Consider the following 16,894-nt stretch of genomic DNA (forward strand, 5'->3'; position numbering starts at 1 on the left):
CAATTACCAATTACCTCAATTAGCACTCAAAGAAGAAACTTGAGCATTAAATCCAGAAGACTGGAGACGGTTTACAGTTTCCTCAGCATTTTCTACCCAAAACTGGCTCCCAAACCGAACCAACTGACGATAATATTGACCTGCTACAATTACACCTACTGGCACTTTAGCATTTTCTCTGCGGTCTGAAAGTTCCTGCAAAAGTGCCTTTAAATGATTCAATTTTTCAGTATCTGCAACTTGCAATGGTGTCAATTTTAACATCACCATGTCTGATGCTTTCACAAATTTTACTTCCTCGGTAATTTGTAATACTTCCCTCGATTTTTCATCTTTCGATTTTACAAACTCTACAAGCTCAATTGTCTGTTCAACAACCTCTACAATTTCTATTAACTTTTCATCTTCGTCATTTTTTGCAACTTGTTCTACTCCAACTTCTTTAGCATCTTCTACAATTATCTGAAGACCATCATCGCGCTTGTCTACTTTACCACTAATCACCAGTAAAGCATTATCTTGCAACAGTGAGTGAACTTTTTCATAAGTTTTAGGGAAAACTACAGCTTCTAATTGACCTGTCAAATCTTCTACTTGCAAAATTGCCATGCGATCGTTTTTCTTAGTTGTTACTAGCTTAATTGCTGTTATCATCACAATCATTTTCAGGTCTTTACCCTTTTTTTCTGCTAACTGAGCAACAGTAACAGTATCTTCAATTTGGTTAGCTAGCAGTACCGATTTCAGAGGGTGATCTGAAACGTAGAAACCGAGTAATTCTTTTTCTAAACTCAACTTCTTTTGCTTATCAAAATCTGGTACAGGCTTATGCTTAGGAATAGAGTCATAGCTATTTGCTGTCTCTCCAAAGCTCATTCCTAGCAGGTCAAATAGATTACCCTGTCCGCTTTCTTGCTCTTTTTTACGGTCTTGTGCCCATTTAACTACGCCATCAAGATCGTGCATTAACTGATTGCGATTAGAGTTGAGATGATCCAAGGCTCCGCATTGAATTAATGCTTCTAAAGCGCGGCTATTAACAGCCTTCAGATCGACTCGTTCGCAAAAATCAGCCAGAGATTTAAAATTATTACCTTCTTCCCGTGCTTTCAAAATATTATCAATCGCACTTTCTCCTAAATTTTTAACAGCAGACATTCCAAACAAAATTTTATCTATTTCTGCACCTGTCACCTGTTTAGGTAGTGGAGTAAAAGTTACTTTTGAGCGATTAATATCTGGTGGCTCGATCTCAATACCCATCTTAATACAATTAGCAATGTATTTCTGTACCTTATCCTGGTCGCCACTATTAGCAGTTAACAGTGCAGCCATGTACTCTACCGGATAATTTGCCTTTAAATATGCCGTTTGATAGGTAACATAGGCGTAGGCCATTGAATGAGATTTGTTAAAGCAATATTCAGCGAATTGAAGCATCTGCTCGAATAACTTTTCAGCAATTCTTTGGCTAACTCCATTCTTAGTCGCACCATCGATAAATGTTTCTCGCTGCTTCTGCATTTCGTCAGCTTTTTTCTTCCCCATTGCGCGGCGCAACAAGTCAGCTTGACCCAAAGAATAGCCCGCTAAATCTTGAGCAACACGCATGATTTGCTCCTGAAAACAAAGAGTTCCATAAGTCTCTTTGAGAATCGGTTCTAACAGTGGATGATCGTATTCAACTAACTCTCTTCCATGCTTACGATCGATAAATTGGGGAATTAAACCTGCATCCAGAGGCCCCGGTCGATAAAGCGCTAAAATTGAAGAAATATCTTCTAAACAAGAAGGTTTCAGTTTCTTAACTACATCGAGCATCCCAGAAGATTCTAACTGGAAAATTCCTTCTAAATCGCCTTTTGCTAATAATTTATAGGTTTTAGCGACATCTTCTGGTAATTTTTTACAAGTGATAAAAGCATCTTGTGCTTTACGTTCTATATCAGAAGGTAGCGTTTCTGGGTCAATATCGAGATGGCTTGTTTGCTTAATATACTCAACAGTTTTTTGGAGCATAGTTAAGTTTTTTAACCCCAGAAAATCCATCTTTAAAAGACCGAGAGATTCCAAGTCTTCCATATAATACTGCGTAATTACAGCACCTTCATTATTCCTTTGTAGCGGTACAATTTCATCTAATGGTTGCGCGGAAATCACGACTCCAGCCGCATGAACGCCATAGGTTTTATTCGTTCCCTCAATCCGAATTGCCATATCAAGCCACTGGCGAACTGCAATCGTTTTTTCTTCAGTTCCATCGTTATTTTTAGCTTGAAGCGTCTCCTCTTCATAAGCTTGTCTAAACTCTGGTGCTGGCGTTTGTTCTGAAATCATTACCGCCAGTTTTTCCGGTTTTCCCCGCGATACAGGGATTAACTTTGCCATTTCATCAGCTCGTTTGTAAGGAACACCCAATACTCTGGCAACATCTTTCAATACAGATTTGGATGTCAGGCGGTTAAAAGTAATAATTTGAGCTACACGCTCAGCACCATATTTTTCAGTGACATATTTAATCATGTCATCTCGCCTTTCTATGCAGAAATCTGTATCAATATCTGGCATAGATTTACGTTCTGGGTTAAGAAATCTCTCAAATAGTAAGCCATGATGTACTGGGTCAATATTCGTAATTTTCATGGCGTAGGCAACTAAAGAACCCGCTGCTGAACCCCGTCCTGGCCCTACGGGAATATGATTTTTGCGAGCATAATCAATGTAGTCCCAAACTACTAAAAAATAGGTGGAAAAACCCATGTCCTGAATCATTTTCAATTCGTATTCCAGCCGTTCTTTATAAACTGGCTTGATTTCTTTACGCTCTTTCGCATTAAATCGTTCTAGTAGTCCTTGCCATGCAACGTACTCTACATAAGTATCCGCTGTGTGATCTGGGGGAATTTGATAGGTGGGAATGCGCGGCTCATCAAAAATGTCGTAATTTTTGATTTTATCAGCGACTTCTAAAGTATTAGCAATTGCCTCTTGGATTACATCATCTGGCAAATGATCTCTGAACAGTTGTGCCATCTCTTCAGCGGATTTTAGATACTCAGTTCCACTGTAGCGCATTCGCTTTTCATCCTCAATTAATTTGCCAGTTTGAATGCAAAGCAAAGCATCGTGAGCTTCGACATCACTACAAGCTGTAAAGTGAGAATCATTGGTAGCAACAATTTTAATGTCCAGTTCTTTACCAATTTTTACCAGCTCAATATTCACAATTCTGTCTTCCCAGAAACCATGATCTTGAATTTCTAAATAGTAATCATTGCCAAATAAATTCTTGTACCACTTGGCTACTTTCCGAGCCTCTTCTAGGTTGCCTAAATCGATCAGGCGGGGGACTTCACCGGCTCTACAACCACTGGTAACAATCAGACCTTCATGGTATTGTTCGAGCAGTTCTTTGTTAATGCAAGGACGGGCAAAAAGCCCCCTTTCCGGCATTCCTTGTAAGTGAGAGATTGTAGTTAACTTAACTAGATTTTTATAGCCTTGCGTATTCTTAGCTAAAACAACTTGATGGTATTTTTTTCTGCCTTTAACTTTTACAGAAATATCGCCATTAACCACATACATTTCATTGCCAATAATTGGTCTAATGTTCTTATTACGGCAAACTTTAATAAGTTCGATCGCGCCGTACATAACTCCGTGATCTGTAAGCGCAATCGCGGGCATCCCCAATTCCACCGCTCGGTCTATCAGCGGCGGTAGCTGAGATGCTCCATCAAGCAGGCTGTAGTCACTGTGAATGTGGAGGCCGACAAAAGACATGGCGATTTTAGATTTTAGATTTAGACTTTAGATTTTACAACATATATTGCATAAGTGGCTCTAGGGTCAGACATATATTCAACTGAGCCGAAGACTATCGCTCTAAAATTCTTCTATCTGAATTATACTTCCTTTCCTACTCCGATTTACCTAATACTCCTAGTAATACCAATTCTCCAAATTTATGCAACAGTAGAGGCAGAAGGCAGGAGGTTGATTGTATTGAAGTTAACTCAACACAGTTAACAGCTAACAGTTAACAGTTAACAGTTAACAGTTAACAGTTAACAGTTAACAGTTAACAGCTAACAATTACTGCAACTCTTTGATTTTCTTGAGTACCTGTTGATAATCATCTTTCCTTCCTAACTTCTGATAAAGTTCTGCGGCCTGCTGAAAATCTGCAACGGCTCCTGATTTATCATTATTTTGCAAATGTGCTACACCCCGGTTATAATAAGCATCAGCATAACCAGGATTAGCTTTAACTGCTAAAGTGTAACTGTCAATCGCTTGTTGCAATAGGTTGGAACGTATATCATTTTCTTTATAAATATACCCTTCGTAAGCATAAGCAACGCCTATGTTAAAATAAGCTTCAGAATTCTTGGGATTTAATTTCAAAGAACGGTTAAAATCTGCGATCGCATCTGTTAGATATCCCTTATCCAAATTGGAAAGACCCCGCAAATAGTAACCTTCAGCATCTTGGGGATTGCCCAAAGATACAGGATCTCGCGACGCTGGGGAATTGTTCACTTTCAACTCGGATTTATTCACTCCCGCATCGGCTAAACGTGCGATAAACATATTAATCGGAACTGCGGCGTTAAAGCCTGTTTTAATCGGGGCCACTTCTCCCGAACTGGTTTGAGCAAATCCAAATTCCCCTTGTCCGTGCAAACCTACCAGACGGCCATCGGCATCAAATACAGGCCCACCACTCATCCCACTCCAAGTCACTGCTTGATACCGTAAAGTATATCCCTCTGGGCGTGTTCGAGGGCGGCTGGTTACAAATCCACCAGAGAGTTCTGCTTCCCGTTCGGCCCCAAATAAACCTCCTGTAGCGGGATAGCCATAAACATAGATTTGGGCACCGATGGCTGCTTGGTCAGAATCTCCGACTATGGCAATTGGATATTCTTCAGAACTCTCAAATTTGACCACAGCTAAATCGGGATCGGTTTCGTTTTTTTGCAGTCGCGTGACGCTAGTTGCTTGATAGTTTTTTCCGGTGGAGGTGCGAATGGTGTATTTTACGTCAACGGTCTCAACTACATGATTCACGGTCAATACGGTATAAGTGTTGCCGCCTTTGGCGATGATTACGCCGGAACCGTCGCCGAGGGAACTGTTAACCTGAACTGTAATCGGCCCGGCAATTTCGGCAATTTCTTGGGCTGTTTTTGCGCTCGCGGCTGTGGCTTGGCTGACTACTATGACTATGGCGGGAATTGTTCCTGCTAGGAGGCAGGCAAGGGAGTTGAAACGAGAAAAACCTCTGCTCATATTTACACTCTTAGCAATAATATGCGGATTTTGTTGGTATTGTCTGTTGTTGGCCTTCTGCCACACAGTTAACCATTACTGCAACTCTTTGATTTTCTTGAGTGCCTGTTGATAATCATCTTTCCTTCCTAACTTCTGATAAAGTTCTGCGGCCTTCTGAAAATCTGTAACGGCTCCCGGCTTATCGTTATTTGCCAAATGTGCTAAACCCCGGTTATAGTAAGCATCAGCATAACCAGGATTAGCTTTAATTGCTAAGGTGTAATCTTCGATCGCTTGTTTCAAAGGGTCAGATACATTAGAACCGCCGCGTATAGTCTCTCCTTGGTAAGCATAAGCAACACCTCGGTTGAAATAAGCTTCAGAATTCTTGGGATTTAATTCCAAAGAACGGTTAAAATCTGCGATCGCCTCTTTTAGCTTTCCCTCATCCAAATTGGAAAGAGCCCGCAAATAATAACCTTGGGAATCTTGGGGATTGCCCAAAGATACAGGATCTCGCGAGGCTGGGGAATTGTTCACTTTCAGCTCGGATTTATTCACTCCCGCATCGGCTAAACGTGCGATAAACATATTAATCGGAACTGCGGCGTTAAAGCCTGTTTTAATCGGGGCCACTTCTCCCGAACTGGTTTGAGCAAATCCAAATTCCCCTTGTCCGTGCAAACCTACCAGGCGACCATCGGCATCAAATACAGGCCCACCACTCATCCCGCTCCAAGTCACTGCTTGATACCGTAAAGTATATCCCTCTGGGCGTGTTCGAGGGCGGCTGGTTACAAATCCACCAGATAGTTCTGCTTCTCGTTCGGCCCCAAATAAACCTCCTGTAGCGGGATAGCCATAAACATAGATTTGGGCACCGATGGCTGCTTGGTCAGAATCTCCGACTATGGCAATTGGATATTCTTCAGAACTCTCAAATTTGACTACAGCTAAATCGGGATCGGTTTCGTTTTTTTGCAGTCGCGTGACGCTGGTTGCTTGATAGTTTTTTCCTGTGGAGGTGCGAATGGTGTATTTTACGTCAACGGTCTCCACTACATGATTCACGGTTAATACGGTATAAGTATTGCCGCCTTTGGCGATGATTACGCCGGAACCGTCGCCGAGGGAACTGTTAACCTGAACTGTAATTGGCCCGGCAATTTCGGCAATTTCTTGGGCTGTTTTTGCGCTCGCGGCTGTGGCTTGGCTGACTACTATGACTATGGCGGGAATTGTTCCTGCTAGGAGGCAGGCAAGGGAGTTGAAACGAGAAAAACCTCTGCTCATATTTACACTCTTAGCAATAATATGCGGATTTTGTTGGTATTGTCTGTTGTTGCGATCGCAATTACTAACAGGCGATCGCGATTACTTTTTCCTAGTCTCTCACCCTGCCATTTTCCGTGACCGACTAAAAAAGGGGAACTGTTTAAAAACGAAGAAACCCTCAAAGCCCAATTTTTCAGGGGTTTGTCGAAACTCTTGTGCGTAATACCATTTCTGTGCGATCGTACACATCATCAATTACCCTCTCTGGTTCCCCTTGCTAAGGGGGATGGCGACGGCCGGGGGTTTAATTACGGTGTAACTTTACATTAAATTGGTATAAGTCCTATCTCTGTGATCGTGTTACTCGCTGTTTTGTTCCCCAGTTCCGGGATTAATACTCTCGGAATTTGCGATCGCCCATTCTACGATCGCGGCTCTTAATCCATCTAAAGTATATTCCTTTGCCTCAACATCTAACCTGCCCAACAAATTTTTGCAGGTTTTAGAAGTTTCTGGGCCGATAGAAGCGATACAAACATGATTTTGCAGATCGCTAGGTAAGGATAATTCTGGTTGAGTTGCTACTAAGTGACAAAAATTCTGTACTGTTTTGGAACTGGCAAAGGTAATCACATTCACCGATCGATTTTGGAGTGCAGCTAAGGCTGCTGGCGGGATACTATCAGGACAGCAGGATTGATAGGCGGGTACTTCTGTTACTTGTGCACCTTTGGCAGTTAATTCTTTTACCAAAGCTTCTCTTCCGCCGCTTTCTACTCTCGGAAAGAGAATTTTGCAGCCGTCTAAATTGTCGGGAAAATTGGCAGCAAGGGAATCTGCGATAAAGTCTGGGGGGATAAAGTCGGCGATCAGGGAGTGCGATCGTAGACTTTCGGCAGTTTTTTTACCAACTACAGCTATTTTAACCCCAGATAAGGCGCGAGTATCTTTACCGCTAGCTGCTAGTCTCTGAAAAAAGTAATCAGTACCGTTGGTGGATGTGAGTATTAACCAGTTGAAGGTTGACAGTTGTGCGATCGCACCATCGAGGGCCTCCCAACTCGCAGGCGGGCCAATCGCTAAGGCTGGCATTTCGATGACTTGTGCTCCTTCTAGCTGGAGGCGATCGCTAAATTCACTATTCTGACCCATTGAACGAGTCACTAAAATAGTTTTACCAGTAAGAGGTTTTGCAGAATTAGGAATTTTAACTTGAGAATCGTATAAATTTATCGCTGCTTCTTTCTGCATTAAATATTCACGTAGTCTCACCACTTCCCCAATTACAATTACACAAGGAGAAAGAGATTGACCTGCCGTTTTCTGTACGATGTCTGCTATTGTACCGATCCAAATCTGTTTGTTTTCTCGTCCACAATCGCGGATAATTGCTGTAGGTGTTTGGTGCGATCGCCCGTGTCTTTGCAGTTGCCGAAGTATTTCCTTTAAATTGCTGCCTCCCATTAAAATTACTAAAGTTTCAATTTGTACTAACGCCTCCCAATCCAGAGCATCTGTATCGTGGGCGCTCATTACCGCAAAACAGCGACTCATTACCGGATCTGTCAGAGGAATTCCTGCTAGTAAAGGTGCAGCTAAAGCTGAAGAAATTCCCGGTACTACTTCAAAATCGCAATCGGCATCTCTCAATGCTTGAATCTCGGAAGTTGAACGACCAAAAATAAATGGATCGCCGCTTTTTAATCTTACCACTAATTTCCCGTCTTGGCAGTATTTTACTAACAACTGGTTGATTTCTTGCTGTTGAAATGAGGGCTTTCCTCCCCGCTTTCCTACTTCTAGTCTCAGACAATTTCCCGATATTAATTTCAATTGCGGAATATCAACTAACGCATCATAAATTAATACCTCAGCTTGGGCTAAAATTTCCTGGGATCTGACAGTCATTAAACTGCAATCCCCTGGCCCCGCACCTACTAGATATACTTTTCCCCTGATTTCTTTCATAAAATTGTTAGTTGTTAGTTGGTAATTGCTAATTGCTAATTGCTAATTGCTAATTGGTAAGCTGTTACGCATCTAAAATGATTATTATTATCTATGACCTAACCGCCCATAGGCCGCCCTCTGGGGGGTCAATTACCGCCCAGAGGGCGGCGTTACGGATATCTGTCCTAACATTCTTAGCGGTTACTATATATTGTATGTCATTGCGAGTGAAACGAAGCAATCTCCCTAGTTGGGTTTTGTACCAATGACCCAACCTACGAGAGCTTTCTTAACTGTTACGTTAACATGACTTACCCTCATAAACCGGGTTTCTTAGAAAAATCTAAGATTCTCAACGAGATATCTAGATCGAAACCCGGTTTCTCGCCTCGACGCGCGTAAGTCCTAAAAGAATTGGGTTTCGTACCTCAACTCAACTTACAGAAGCTCTTTAATTTTATTAACTTGACTTACTTAATAACTAATAACTAACAACTAATAACTAATAACTAATAACTAACTACGAATAAAAATCTGAGTAAAATAGTATTCACCTTTCGCATTTTTGGCAATACCAATACCAGTCAAATTATAATCTCCTTCCATATTTTTACGATGACCGGGACTCTTAATCCAGCCTTCAACAGCATTGCGATCTGGTTCCTGAAACCCTAAATTATAAGCAACATTTTCCGCCGCACCCCGATAAGAAATTGACTTTCCAATCGCATCAACTCGCTGCTCAAATCCATTATGACTAAAAGGAACCTTACCATTAGCCATATTCTGACTGTGAATCCTTGCCTGTTCAATAATACGCGAATCGAGAGTCAAAGGCGGCAACTTGCGAGATACGCGATATTTATTCACCTGTTCGTGAACAGACTTTTCCAAAGCAGTCGGACTTAACATTTTAGAACTCGGTGTAGCCACAGGCTTAGCAGACAAAGGCGATATTCGATCTGCCAGATTTTGGAGATCGCATCCAGCAACAAACAATAACACTCCCAAAGACATTCCACAGAATATTTTTTGCATAATTAGCAGTTAATCGATCGGGGCAAGTACAATTAATATTATTACCGCCCCGAACCTAATTGCTAATCCTTCGATGGGTTGAGAAATTTGGCAACAGTCTGAACATCCTTATCGCCGCGCCCAGAACAATTAAGTACAATTCGGGGACTACCGCTTAACTGCGGACAAAGACTTTCCAAATAGGCGATCGCATGGGCCGTTTCCAAAGCCGGAATAATCCCCTCCAACTGAGAAAGCCGCCGAAATGCTGCCACAGCTTCATCATCAGTGACGCTGTAATATTCAGCTCTACCAATATCCTTCAAAAAGCTGTGTTCAGGCCCAACTCCCGGATAATCCAACCCCGCACTAATCGAGTGTGGCTCAATCACTTGTCCCTCATCATCTTGCAGCAAATAACTCATCGCCCCGTGCAAAACTCCGACTCTTCCTTTTGTCAAAGTAGCAGCGTGTTTTTCTGTATCTACCCCTTCACCGGCAGCTTCCACACCAATTAACCTGACTGTTTCTTCATTAACAAATTCGTGAAACAATCCCATCGCATTAGAGCCGCCACCAACACAAGCCAACAGAATATCAGGCAAACCGCCCCATTTTTCTAAACATTGAGAGCGCGTTTCTTGGCCAATAATTGCGTGAAAATCGCGTACCATCATCGGGTAAGGGTGAGGCCCCGCCACCGAACCCAGAATATAGTGAGTTGTCTCCACATTCGTTACCCAATCTCGAATTGCTTCCGAAGTCGCATCCTTGAGGGTTCCCGTACCCGCCGCCACTGGACGCACCTCCGCCCCCATCAGCCGCATTCTAAATACGTTCAAAGCTTGTCGTTCCATGTCGTGTACGCCCATGTAGACGACGCATTCCAAGCCAAAGCGAGCGCATACAGTCGCAGTAGCGACACCATGCTGACCCGCCCCTGTTTCCGCAATTACGCGCTGTTTGCCCATTCTCTTCGCTAATAGCGCTTGAGCCAGAGCATTATTAATTTTGTGAGCTCCGGTGTGGTTTAAGTCTTCCCGCTTGAGATAAATTTGCGGGCCAGAGCCGTTGGGTTTGCTATAGTGGGCACTCAGGCGTTCTGCGAAATATAAAGGGCTTGGCCGTCCCACATAATCCTTAAGCAGTTGTTGTAATTCTTGTTGAAAATTAGGGTCATTGCGGTATTGCTGGAAAGCCGCCTCTAGCTCAAATAGCGCAGGCATAAGGGTTTCAGGGACATATTTGCCGCCGAATTTGCCAAATCGACCCAGGGAATCAGGGCGTTGTACAGAGGTTTCAGTAGTAGGGCGTAGGGGAGTTGTGGTCACGAACTTGAGGGGATGACTGGACAAATTTCACTGTAGCAACTTTCCCCTCAAATTAATGACCCGCAGGCATGATTATTCTGTGGGTCATTTTTGTTATTCGTTGTTGGTGGAGTCAGTCGATGGTATGACGTGCGATCGCGCAGCATCGATGACCGCTGTTCTGTTCCCGATAATTCGCTAACACAGCCTGCTGGAACTGCCAAGGGTCGTCACCAATACTTCAGATTTTCATGGCGCGATCGCACCGGTGTAAATCATCAACACATCCCCGGCGGCAATTCCACTAACCCGATTGCATATTCCAGGGCGGCACAACTCAGAGAGGCGATCGCCAGAATCAGTTAATGACTAATTGATTAAAAATGGTTTTTTCTTACTTCTTCCTTCTTCCTTCTTCCTTCTTCCTTAAGATAAAAAAAAGAGGCGCGAACGCGCCCCTAAATTTTATCATTTCTTACCTTCAAACGCTAACAGCAACCTTAGCTTCCTTAGCAGTCAACCTCTCATAAGTCGCCCGCATCTTCAACCCTACCAACACCTGAAACAAACCAGTCCCATTATTAGAGCCTGGATACTCGCGGTGTTGTAACAACAAATGAGTCATCTCACCTTCATACTTAGTTGAAATTTTGCTCAAATGTCTTTCGATGTAGATCACTTCTTCCAAATCGTCGAACTGACCGTCTACTTCCAAAATAGAGACTTCGTTGCCATAATAAGCATCAGGCCCGTAGTACATCTTAATTCCAGGATAAGAACAAGTCAGCTTGCGACCGCAAGGAGTCCAGTGAATAGTTGAACCCTCATCAAACAAATAGGCAGATTCAAAATTAGCGATACCTTCGCGTTGAATCATCTGCACGCGCAAAACTTTACGCTCTTTATCTTCCTTAATCAAATTAGTCGGTAATACCTGAATTACCACATCTGCGTGCTGCTTTTGTGGGTCAATATAGGCCTGAAAATCTGGCTTACGAGCATTAATCGCAAACAAAACATCTTCATAACTGTGGCCGCGTTCCGACATATCCCGCTGAATTTTCCAGGCAATCTTCACCTCATCACTGATATCAAGATAGACACTGAAATCAAGCAGCGATCGCACCCGCTCATCATACAGAGGATGAAGCCCCTCAATCACGATCACATGATTCGGCTCAACGATCTCAGGCGGATCGAGCAAGCCGGTTTCGTGGTTGTAAATCGGCTTATTAATCGCCTGACCATTTTTGAGCGCCTTCATTTGCTCAGCCATTAGGTCAAAATTGTTGGCTCTGGGGTCAAGAGCAGTAATCCCCGTTTCCTTACGCTGCTTGCGATCCAGACAGTGATAGTCATCCAGACAAATCACCGTCACGAAATCTTCCCCAAACAAATCCGTCAGTCGGCGCAAAAATGTAGATTTCCCGCATCCAGAATCTCCAGCGACACCAATTAAAACCACGCGATCCGGCTTAATGGTCATAATTTCCCTCTAACAAAAAGCACTGTTTACAACTCAAGTTCATATTCCACTTTGATTGGGGCCCGCAGTCGCAACCTTGGAGCTGGAGTGCAGCTTTGCGACCCCAAGGATCAAGCACAAACCAGCATACAGCAGTCTGTTGACCGCTGACCGGGCTAAAGCCAAACAATTTTTAGGCTAAGTATGAATACTAACTGTGTTGTTAATTTTACCAGAACTAGGATCGCCCCACAACCTTAATATCAACACAAGGAAGAAGGAAGAAGGAAGAAAAAAAATCTCCCCCTCTCCCCCTCCCCCCCCTCTCCTATCTTCCCTTCCCCCCATCCTCCCTATCTTTCCCAATCCCCGATCCCCCTCTCAGCTAAAATATTCAGAGCGCATAGACAACAACAGCGGCCAACACTTGACACCAAGCCAGACGGCGGGGGCGATCGGTTAGCGCAACTTTCTTAGTGAAGAGCATCTTAAGAAAAACGTAAATTGAGTCTATCGTCACATTCTCTAAGTTTAGAACTCTGTATCGTGATGGAAAAGCAAGCAATGTATAGTCCCAGCTTATCTGGTGGTGCTGCCAGTTCTGAATCTGGCAGCCGCGTCTTTATTTACGAAGTGGAGGGCCTGCGTCAGAACGGAGAAACTGATCGAACTAGCTGCCCGATTCGCCAGAGTGGGAGCGTGCTGATCGCAGTCCCCTACAACCGCATGAATCAGGAAATGCGACGGATCGCTCGTCTGGGCGGCAAGATAGTCAGCATCCGACCCCTGAGTGCAGAACCCAAAGCCAAGCCAAAAGTCGCACCAGAGAATGGGCTACAGGTTCAGAAATCAGGAGAACCAAAGAAGCCAATGACTCAAGCAAAAGAAAAAGTTGATATTCCCGTCAATCTCTACAAGCCAGCTAGTCCCTTTATTGGCAAGTGTATCTCGACTGAAGAGCTAGTTAGAGAAGGTGGCGAAGGTACCGTCCGTCACGTTACTTTTGACCTTTCTGGTGGGAATTTACGCTATCTGGAAGGCCAAAGTATCGGCATTATTCCAGAGGGTACTGATGCTAATGGGAAACCCCATAAGTTGCGCCTGTACTCGATCGCGTCTACTCGTCACGGTGACAACCTAGACGACAAGACGATATCTCTCTGTGTCCGTCGGCTGGAGTATAAGCACCCGGAAACTGGTGAAAAGGTATTCGGTGTCTGTTCCACTTATCTAACTGGTTTGGAACCGGGGGCTGATGTGAAAATCACTGGCCCTGTGGGTAAGGAAATGTTATTACCTGAAGACCCAGAATCCACGATTATTATGATGGCAACGGGTACTGGTATTGCACCGTTCCGCGCTTTTCTGTGGAGGATGTTTAAGGAAAATAACCCAGATTACAAGTTTAAGGGTCTGGCTTGGTTGTTTTTTGGCGTTGCTTATACTCCGAATATTCTTTATAAAGAAGAGTTGGAGAAGTTGCAAGCTGAGTTCCCAGATAATTTCCGCTTGACTTATGCAATTAGCCGCGAACAAAAGAGTGCTCAAGGCGGTAAGATGTACATTCAAAATCGGATTCAAGAGAATGCCGATGAGTTGTGGGAGTTGGTTCAAAAGCCGAATACTCACACTTACATCTGCGGTTTGAAGGGTATGGAAGGCGGTATTGATGAGGGAATGTCGGCGGCCTCTGGTAAGTATGATGTCAACTGGTCTGACTATCAGAAGCAGTTGAAGAAGAATCATCAATGGCACGTTGAAACCTATTAATTTGATAGGCTGATAATTTCTCTGGTAGGGTGGGCAATGCCTGCCCTATAATTGTTTTAGAGGATAAATTTTATCGTTGCCTTAGCATCCAGAAAGGGAGATGATTGATATGGTACTGACGGTTAAAGAATTATTTCGTTACTCGTTCAGAGGAAAAACAAAAGTTAAAAGTGTGTCAAGATTATTCTAAGTCTAATAAATTATGACACCAGAACCGGAAATTGATCCCCGTAAATTTACCCAATACTCTCTCAACCCAAATCATCCCGACAATAAAGGGAAATGGCAGGCTTTTTCCCAGTTAGGGTATGATGTAGAAACACCTGAAGGACGTAACCAAGCTGCCGAAAACCTGATTCAACAGTTGCGTCAAGGTTTGATTAATGTACCATCTATTCCCGGCGAACCGACAGTTCACGGGCTAAGATTTAAGGTACGAGTCAGAATTACAGGACTAAATGGCCAAGAAGGAACGCTTGTCACCAGTTGGTAAATAGATGTAGAAAAAGATATACCGAGACTAATTACAAACTGGTTAGAAGTAGACCGATAATTATAGGAAGTCAAACATGAAAGCCCAACTTTACGACACCATTCAAACCTTAGTAGACATTAATGCCGATTTTGACCACCGCTATCGCATTATTCTCAAAGGTACGGAAGGAACAATTGTCGAATGTTACGAAAACCCAGAATTATATGCAGTCGATCTAGCTATTCCTAACGATAAGTTGGTAGGCGGATTTGAGTATGAAAATGTCATTCTTAATCCCACACAATTTACAACATTAGTAAATTCTGTAGAGATGGGCGAATACTCCTATTTTAAAGTTGGTGGAAATTGACTGGCTAATAAATGAAAAAAGAATGGAACCCGAATACGATCTATCAAAAATGAAAAAAAGACCTAATCCTTTTGCTAAACAGTTAAAAAAAGATATCTCGATTTCTCTCGGAATTGATGTGATTGAATATTTTGAAACGATGGCTCAGGAAAAAGGGATATCTTCCCAGGAACTAATTAATCTTTATTTGCAAGATTGCGTTGTTTCTAAGCGTAAATTATCTCTGAATTAGTCTACCAAGGTAATCTTGACTATGCAGGACTACCTAATGCAGAAGTATCTTACAATGGTTGTGGGTTAAATAAGTTTTTACAGGTTAAAGTCGTGGCTATAAAAATTGGTTTGCTGGGATTGGGGACAGTTGGGGCGGGTACAGCAGAGATTTTGCTCTCTCCCGAAGGCCGCCATCCGCTGTTGCAGGAATTGGAAATCTATCGGGTGGGGGTGCGCGATCGCACGAAAACTCGCTCTTTACAATTTCCTGAAAATGTGCTAACAACAGATTTAGATGCGATCGCCACAGACCCGGATGTTGATATTGTAGTAGAAGTAATGGGTGGTTTAGAACCAGCGCGATCGCTAATCCTCAAAGCGATCGCTAACGGTAAGCACATCGTTACCGCCAACAAAGCTGTAATTGCCCGCTATGGCGATGAAATCTTCGCCGCCGCCCAAGAAAAAGGCGTTTATGTAATGCTAGAAGCTGCTGTCGCCGGTGGTATTCCAGTCATACAAACCCTTAAACAATCATTAGGTGCAAACCGCATTCAAACCGTTACTGGCATCGTTAACGGTACAACTAATTACATCCTCACGCGGATGCAAACAGAAGGCGCAGACTTTGCCCAAGTGCTCGCCGATGCACAACAATTAGGCTATGCTGAAGCTGACCCCAGTGCCGATGTCGATGGTTTGGATGCTGCTGATAAAATTGCCATTTTAGCATCCTTAGCTTTTGGCGGACGCATCAAACTAGAAGATATTTATTGTGAAGGGATCGGACAAGTAAGTGCTGCTGATATTGCTTATGCTGAAAAGCTGGGATTTGTAATTAAATTATTAGCAATTGCCCATCAAGATACCCAAACAACAAGCGATCGCGAACTACTTTCAATCAGAGTCCATCCTACCCTAGTCTCGAAAACGCATCCTCTTGCGAGTATAAATGGCGTTTACAATGCTATTTTAATAGAAGCAGAACCTATAGGGCAAGTCATGTTTTACGGACGCGGTGCTGGTGCGGGCCCGACAGCAAGCGCGGTAGTATCAGATATTATGAATATCGCCGCTATATTGAAAACTGAAACAGTCCCGATTCCCCATCCTTTATTAAGTTGCACTCACCAACACTACTGTAAAATTGCTCCAATTGAAGAACTTGTCACGCGATTTTATGCTCGATTTTTAACCAAAGATAATCCGGGTGTGATTGGCAAACTCGGTACTTGTTTCGGGCAACATAATGTTAGCTTAGAATCAGTTGTGCAAACAGGAATACACGGCGAATTAGCCGAAATTGTGGTAGTGACTCACGATGTTAAAGAAGGCAATTTTCAGCAGGCAATTGATGAAATTAGCCAAATGGAAGGTATACATAGTATTCCTAGTAAACTGCGGGTTCTTTAATGGCTAATGGCTAATGGCTAATGGCTAATGGCTAATGGCTAATGGCTAATGGCTAATGGCTAATTGCTAATTGCTAATTGCTAATTGGTAATGGCTAATTGCTAAGTAGTCGGACATAAATAAACGCAACCATGTCCGAAGCGAAGGTCACGATAGTGAAGTGAAGCATAAGCCCTTCGGGCAGGCTACGCCAACGCAGGGGTTTGGGATTGCTTCGCTGGGCTCGCAATGACATTATTTATTTTTGTCCAACTACTTAATGGCTAATTGCTAATTGCTAATTGCTAATTGGGGAAAAATTCCCCCCTCTCTACCCTCTCCCTCTCTCTTCCCCTAGCCCCTAGCCCCTAGCCCCTAGC

Annotated in this window: 13 protein-coding genes; 6 read left to right on the top strand and 7 right to left on the bottom strand. The window is 43.2% G+C overall.

What is annotated here, in order from left to right; all coding sequences use genetic code 11:
- Positions 1–15: 15 nt before the first annotated feature.
- The 6 genes from PY364_RS19810 to trpB form a co-directional block, all read right to left on the bottom strand.
- A complete protein-coding gene (locus tag PY364_RS19810; RefSeq protein WP_275525102.1) occupies positions 16–3,783 on the bottom strand; it encodes a DNA polymerase III subunit alpha in 3,768 nt (1,255 codons plus the stop codon).
- Positions 3,784–4,095: 312 nt separating this feature from the next.
- Positions 4,096–5,295 carry a tetratricopeptide repeat-containing serine protease family protein gene (locus PY364_RS19815; RefSeq protein WP_275525104.1) on the bottom strand — a complete coding sequence of 400 codons (1,200 nt, stop codon included), beginning with the start codon at positions 5,293–5,295 and terminating at the stop codon, positions 4,096–4,098.
- Positions 5,296–5,370: 75 nt separating this feature from the next.
- Complete coding sequence (locus PY364_RS19820) at positions 5,371–6,570, bottom strand: tetratricopeptide repeat-containing serine protease family protein (RefSeq protein WP_275525106.1); 1,200 nt, start codon at positions 6,568–6,570, stop codon at positions 5,371–5,373.
- 342 nt (positions 6,571–6,912) lie between these two features.
- A complete protein-coding gene (gene cobA / locus PY364_RS19825; RefSeq protein WP_275525108.1) occupies positions 6,913–8,520 on the bottom strand; it encodes a uroporphyrinogen-III C-methyltransferase in 1,608 nt (535 codons plus the stop codon).
- A 498-nt stretch (positions 8,521–9,018) separates the two neighbouring features.
- Positions 9,019–9,540 (bottom strand): CAP domain-containing protein, encoded by a 522-nt coding sequence (locus PY364_RS19830; RefSeq protein WP_275525110.1) that lies wholly within the window; start codon positions 9,538–9,540, stop codon positions 9,019–9,021.
- Between the two features lie 62 nt (positions 9,541–9,602).
- Positions 9,603–10,850 (bottom strand): tryptophan synthase subunit beta, encoded by a 1,248-nt coding sequence (trpB, locus tag PY364_RS19835; RefSeq protein WP_275525111.1) that lies wholly within the window; start codon positions 10,848–10,850, stop codon positions 9,603–9,605.
- A 90-nt stretch (positions 10,851–10,940) separates the two neighbouring features.
- Here trpB and PY364_RS19840 point away from each other — a divergent pair, with 90 nt between their 5' ends.
- Positions 10,941–11,195, top strand: coding sequence for a hypothetical protein (locus PY364_RS19840; RefSeq protein WP_275525112.1), 255 nt, complete (start codon positions 10,941–10,943; stop codon positions 11,193–11,195).
- Between the two features lie 115 nt (positions 11,196–11,310).
- On the opposite strand, the gene PY364_RS19845 is transcribed toward PY364_RS19840, so the two are convergent.
- Positions 11,311–12,315, bottom strand: coding sequence for a phosphoribulokinase (locus tag PY364_RS19845; protein ID WP_275525114.1), 1,005 nt, complete (start codon positions 12,313–12,315; stop codon positions 11,311–11,313).
- A 543-nt stretch (positions 12,316–12,858) separates the two neighbouring features.
- On the opposite strand from PY364_RS19845, the gene PY364_RS19850 reads away from it, so the two are divergent.
- The 5 genes from PY364_RS19850 (at position 12,859) to PY364_RS19870 (ending at position 16,535) form a co-directional block, all read left to right on the top strand.
- Positions 12,859–14,064 (top strand): ferredoxin-NADP reductase, encoded by a 1,206-nt coding sequence (locus PY364_RS19850; RefSeq protein ID WP_275525124.1) that lies wholly within the window; start codon positions 12,859–12,861, stop codon positions 14,062–14,064.
- Positions 14,065–14,266: 202 nt separating this feature from the next.
- A complete protein-coding gene (locus PY364_RS19855) occupies positions 14,267–14,557 on the top strand; it encodes a DUF6883 domain-containing protein (protein ID WP_275525116.1) in 291 nt (96 codons plus the stop codon).
- A 76-nt stretch (positions 14,558–14,633) separates the two neighbouring features.
- Positions 14,634–14,909, top strand: a complete 276-nt coding sequence (locus PY364_RS19860) for a hypothetical protein (RefSeq protein ID WP_275525118.1) — start codon at positions 14,634–14,636, stop codon at positions 14,907–14,909.
- 49 nt (positions 14,910–14,958) lie between these two features.
- Positions 14,959–15,141, top strand: a complete 183-nt coding sequence (locus PY364_RS19865; protein WP_275525120.1) for an antitoxin — start codon at positions 14,959–14,961, stop codon at positions 15,139–15,141.
- Between the two features lie 92 nt (positions 15,142–15,233).
- Positions 15,234–16,535: a homoserine dehydrogenase gene (locus PY364_RS19870; protein ID WP_275525122.1), complete on the top strand. Its 1,302-nt coding sequence runs from the start codon at positions 15,234–15,236 to the stop codon at positions 16,533–16,535.
- The last annotated feature ends 359 nt before the right edge of the window (positions 16,536–16,894 follow it).

Source organism: Kamptonema sp. UHCC 0994 (assembly GCF_029167235.1).
GTDB lineage: Bacteria > Cyanobacteriota > Cyanobacteriia > Cyanobacteriales > Microcoleaceae > Kamptonema.

Coding starts and splice junctions, on each gene's coding strand:
- PY364_RS19810 (WP_275525102.1), bottom strand. CDS start 3,783: ATGTCTTTTGTCGGCCTCCACATTCACAGTGACTACAGCCTGCTTGAT.
- PY364_RS19815 (WP_275525104.1), bottom strand. CDS start 5,295: ATGAGCAGAGGTTTTTCTCGTTTCAACTCCCTTGCCTGCCTCCTAGCA.
- PY364_RS19820 (WP_275525106.1), bottom strand. CDS start 6,570: ATGAGCAGAGGTTTTTCTCGTTTCAACTCCCTTGCCTGCCTCCTAGCA.
- cobA (WP_275525108.1), bottom strand. CDS start 8,520: ATGAAAGAAATCAGGGGAAAAGTATATCTAGTAGGTGCGGGGCCAGGG.
- PY364_RS19830 (WP_275525110.1), bottom strand. CDS start 9,540: ATGCAAAAAATATTCTGTGGAATGTCTTTGGGAGTGTTATTGTTTGTT.
- PY364_RS19845 (WP_275525114.1), bottom strand. CDS start 12,315: ATGACCATTAAGCCGGATCGCGTGGTTTTAATTGGTGTCGCTGGAGAT.
- PY364_RS19850 (WP_275525124.1), top strand. CDS start 12,859: ATGTATAGTCCCAGCTTATCTGGTGGTGCTGCCAGTTCTGAATCTGGC.
- PY364_RS19855 (WP_275525116.1), top strand. CDS start 14,267: ATGACACCAGAACCGGAAATTGATCCCCGTAAATTTACCCAATACTCT.
- PY364_RS19860 (WP_275525118.1), top strand. CDS start 14,634: ATGAAAGCCCAACTTTACGACACCATTCAAACCTTAGTAGACATTAAT.
- PY364_RS19865 (WP_275525120.1), top strand. CDS start 14,959: ATGAAAAAAAGACCTAATCCTTTTGCTAAACAGTTAAAAAAAGATATC.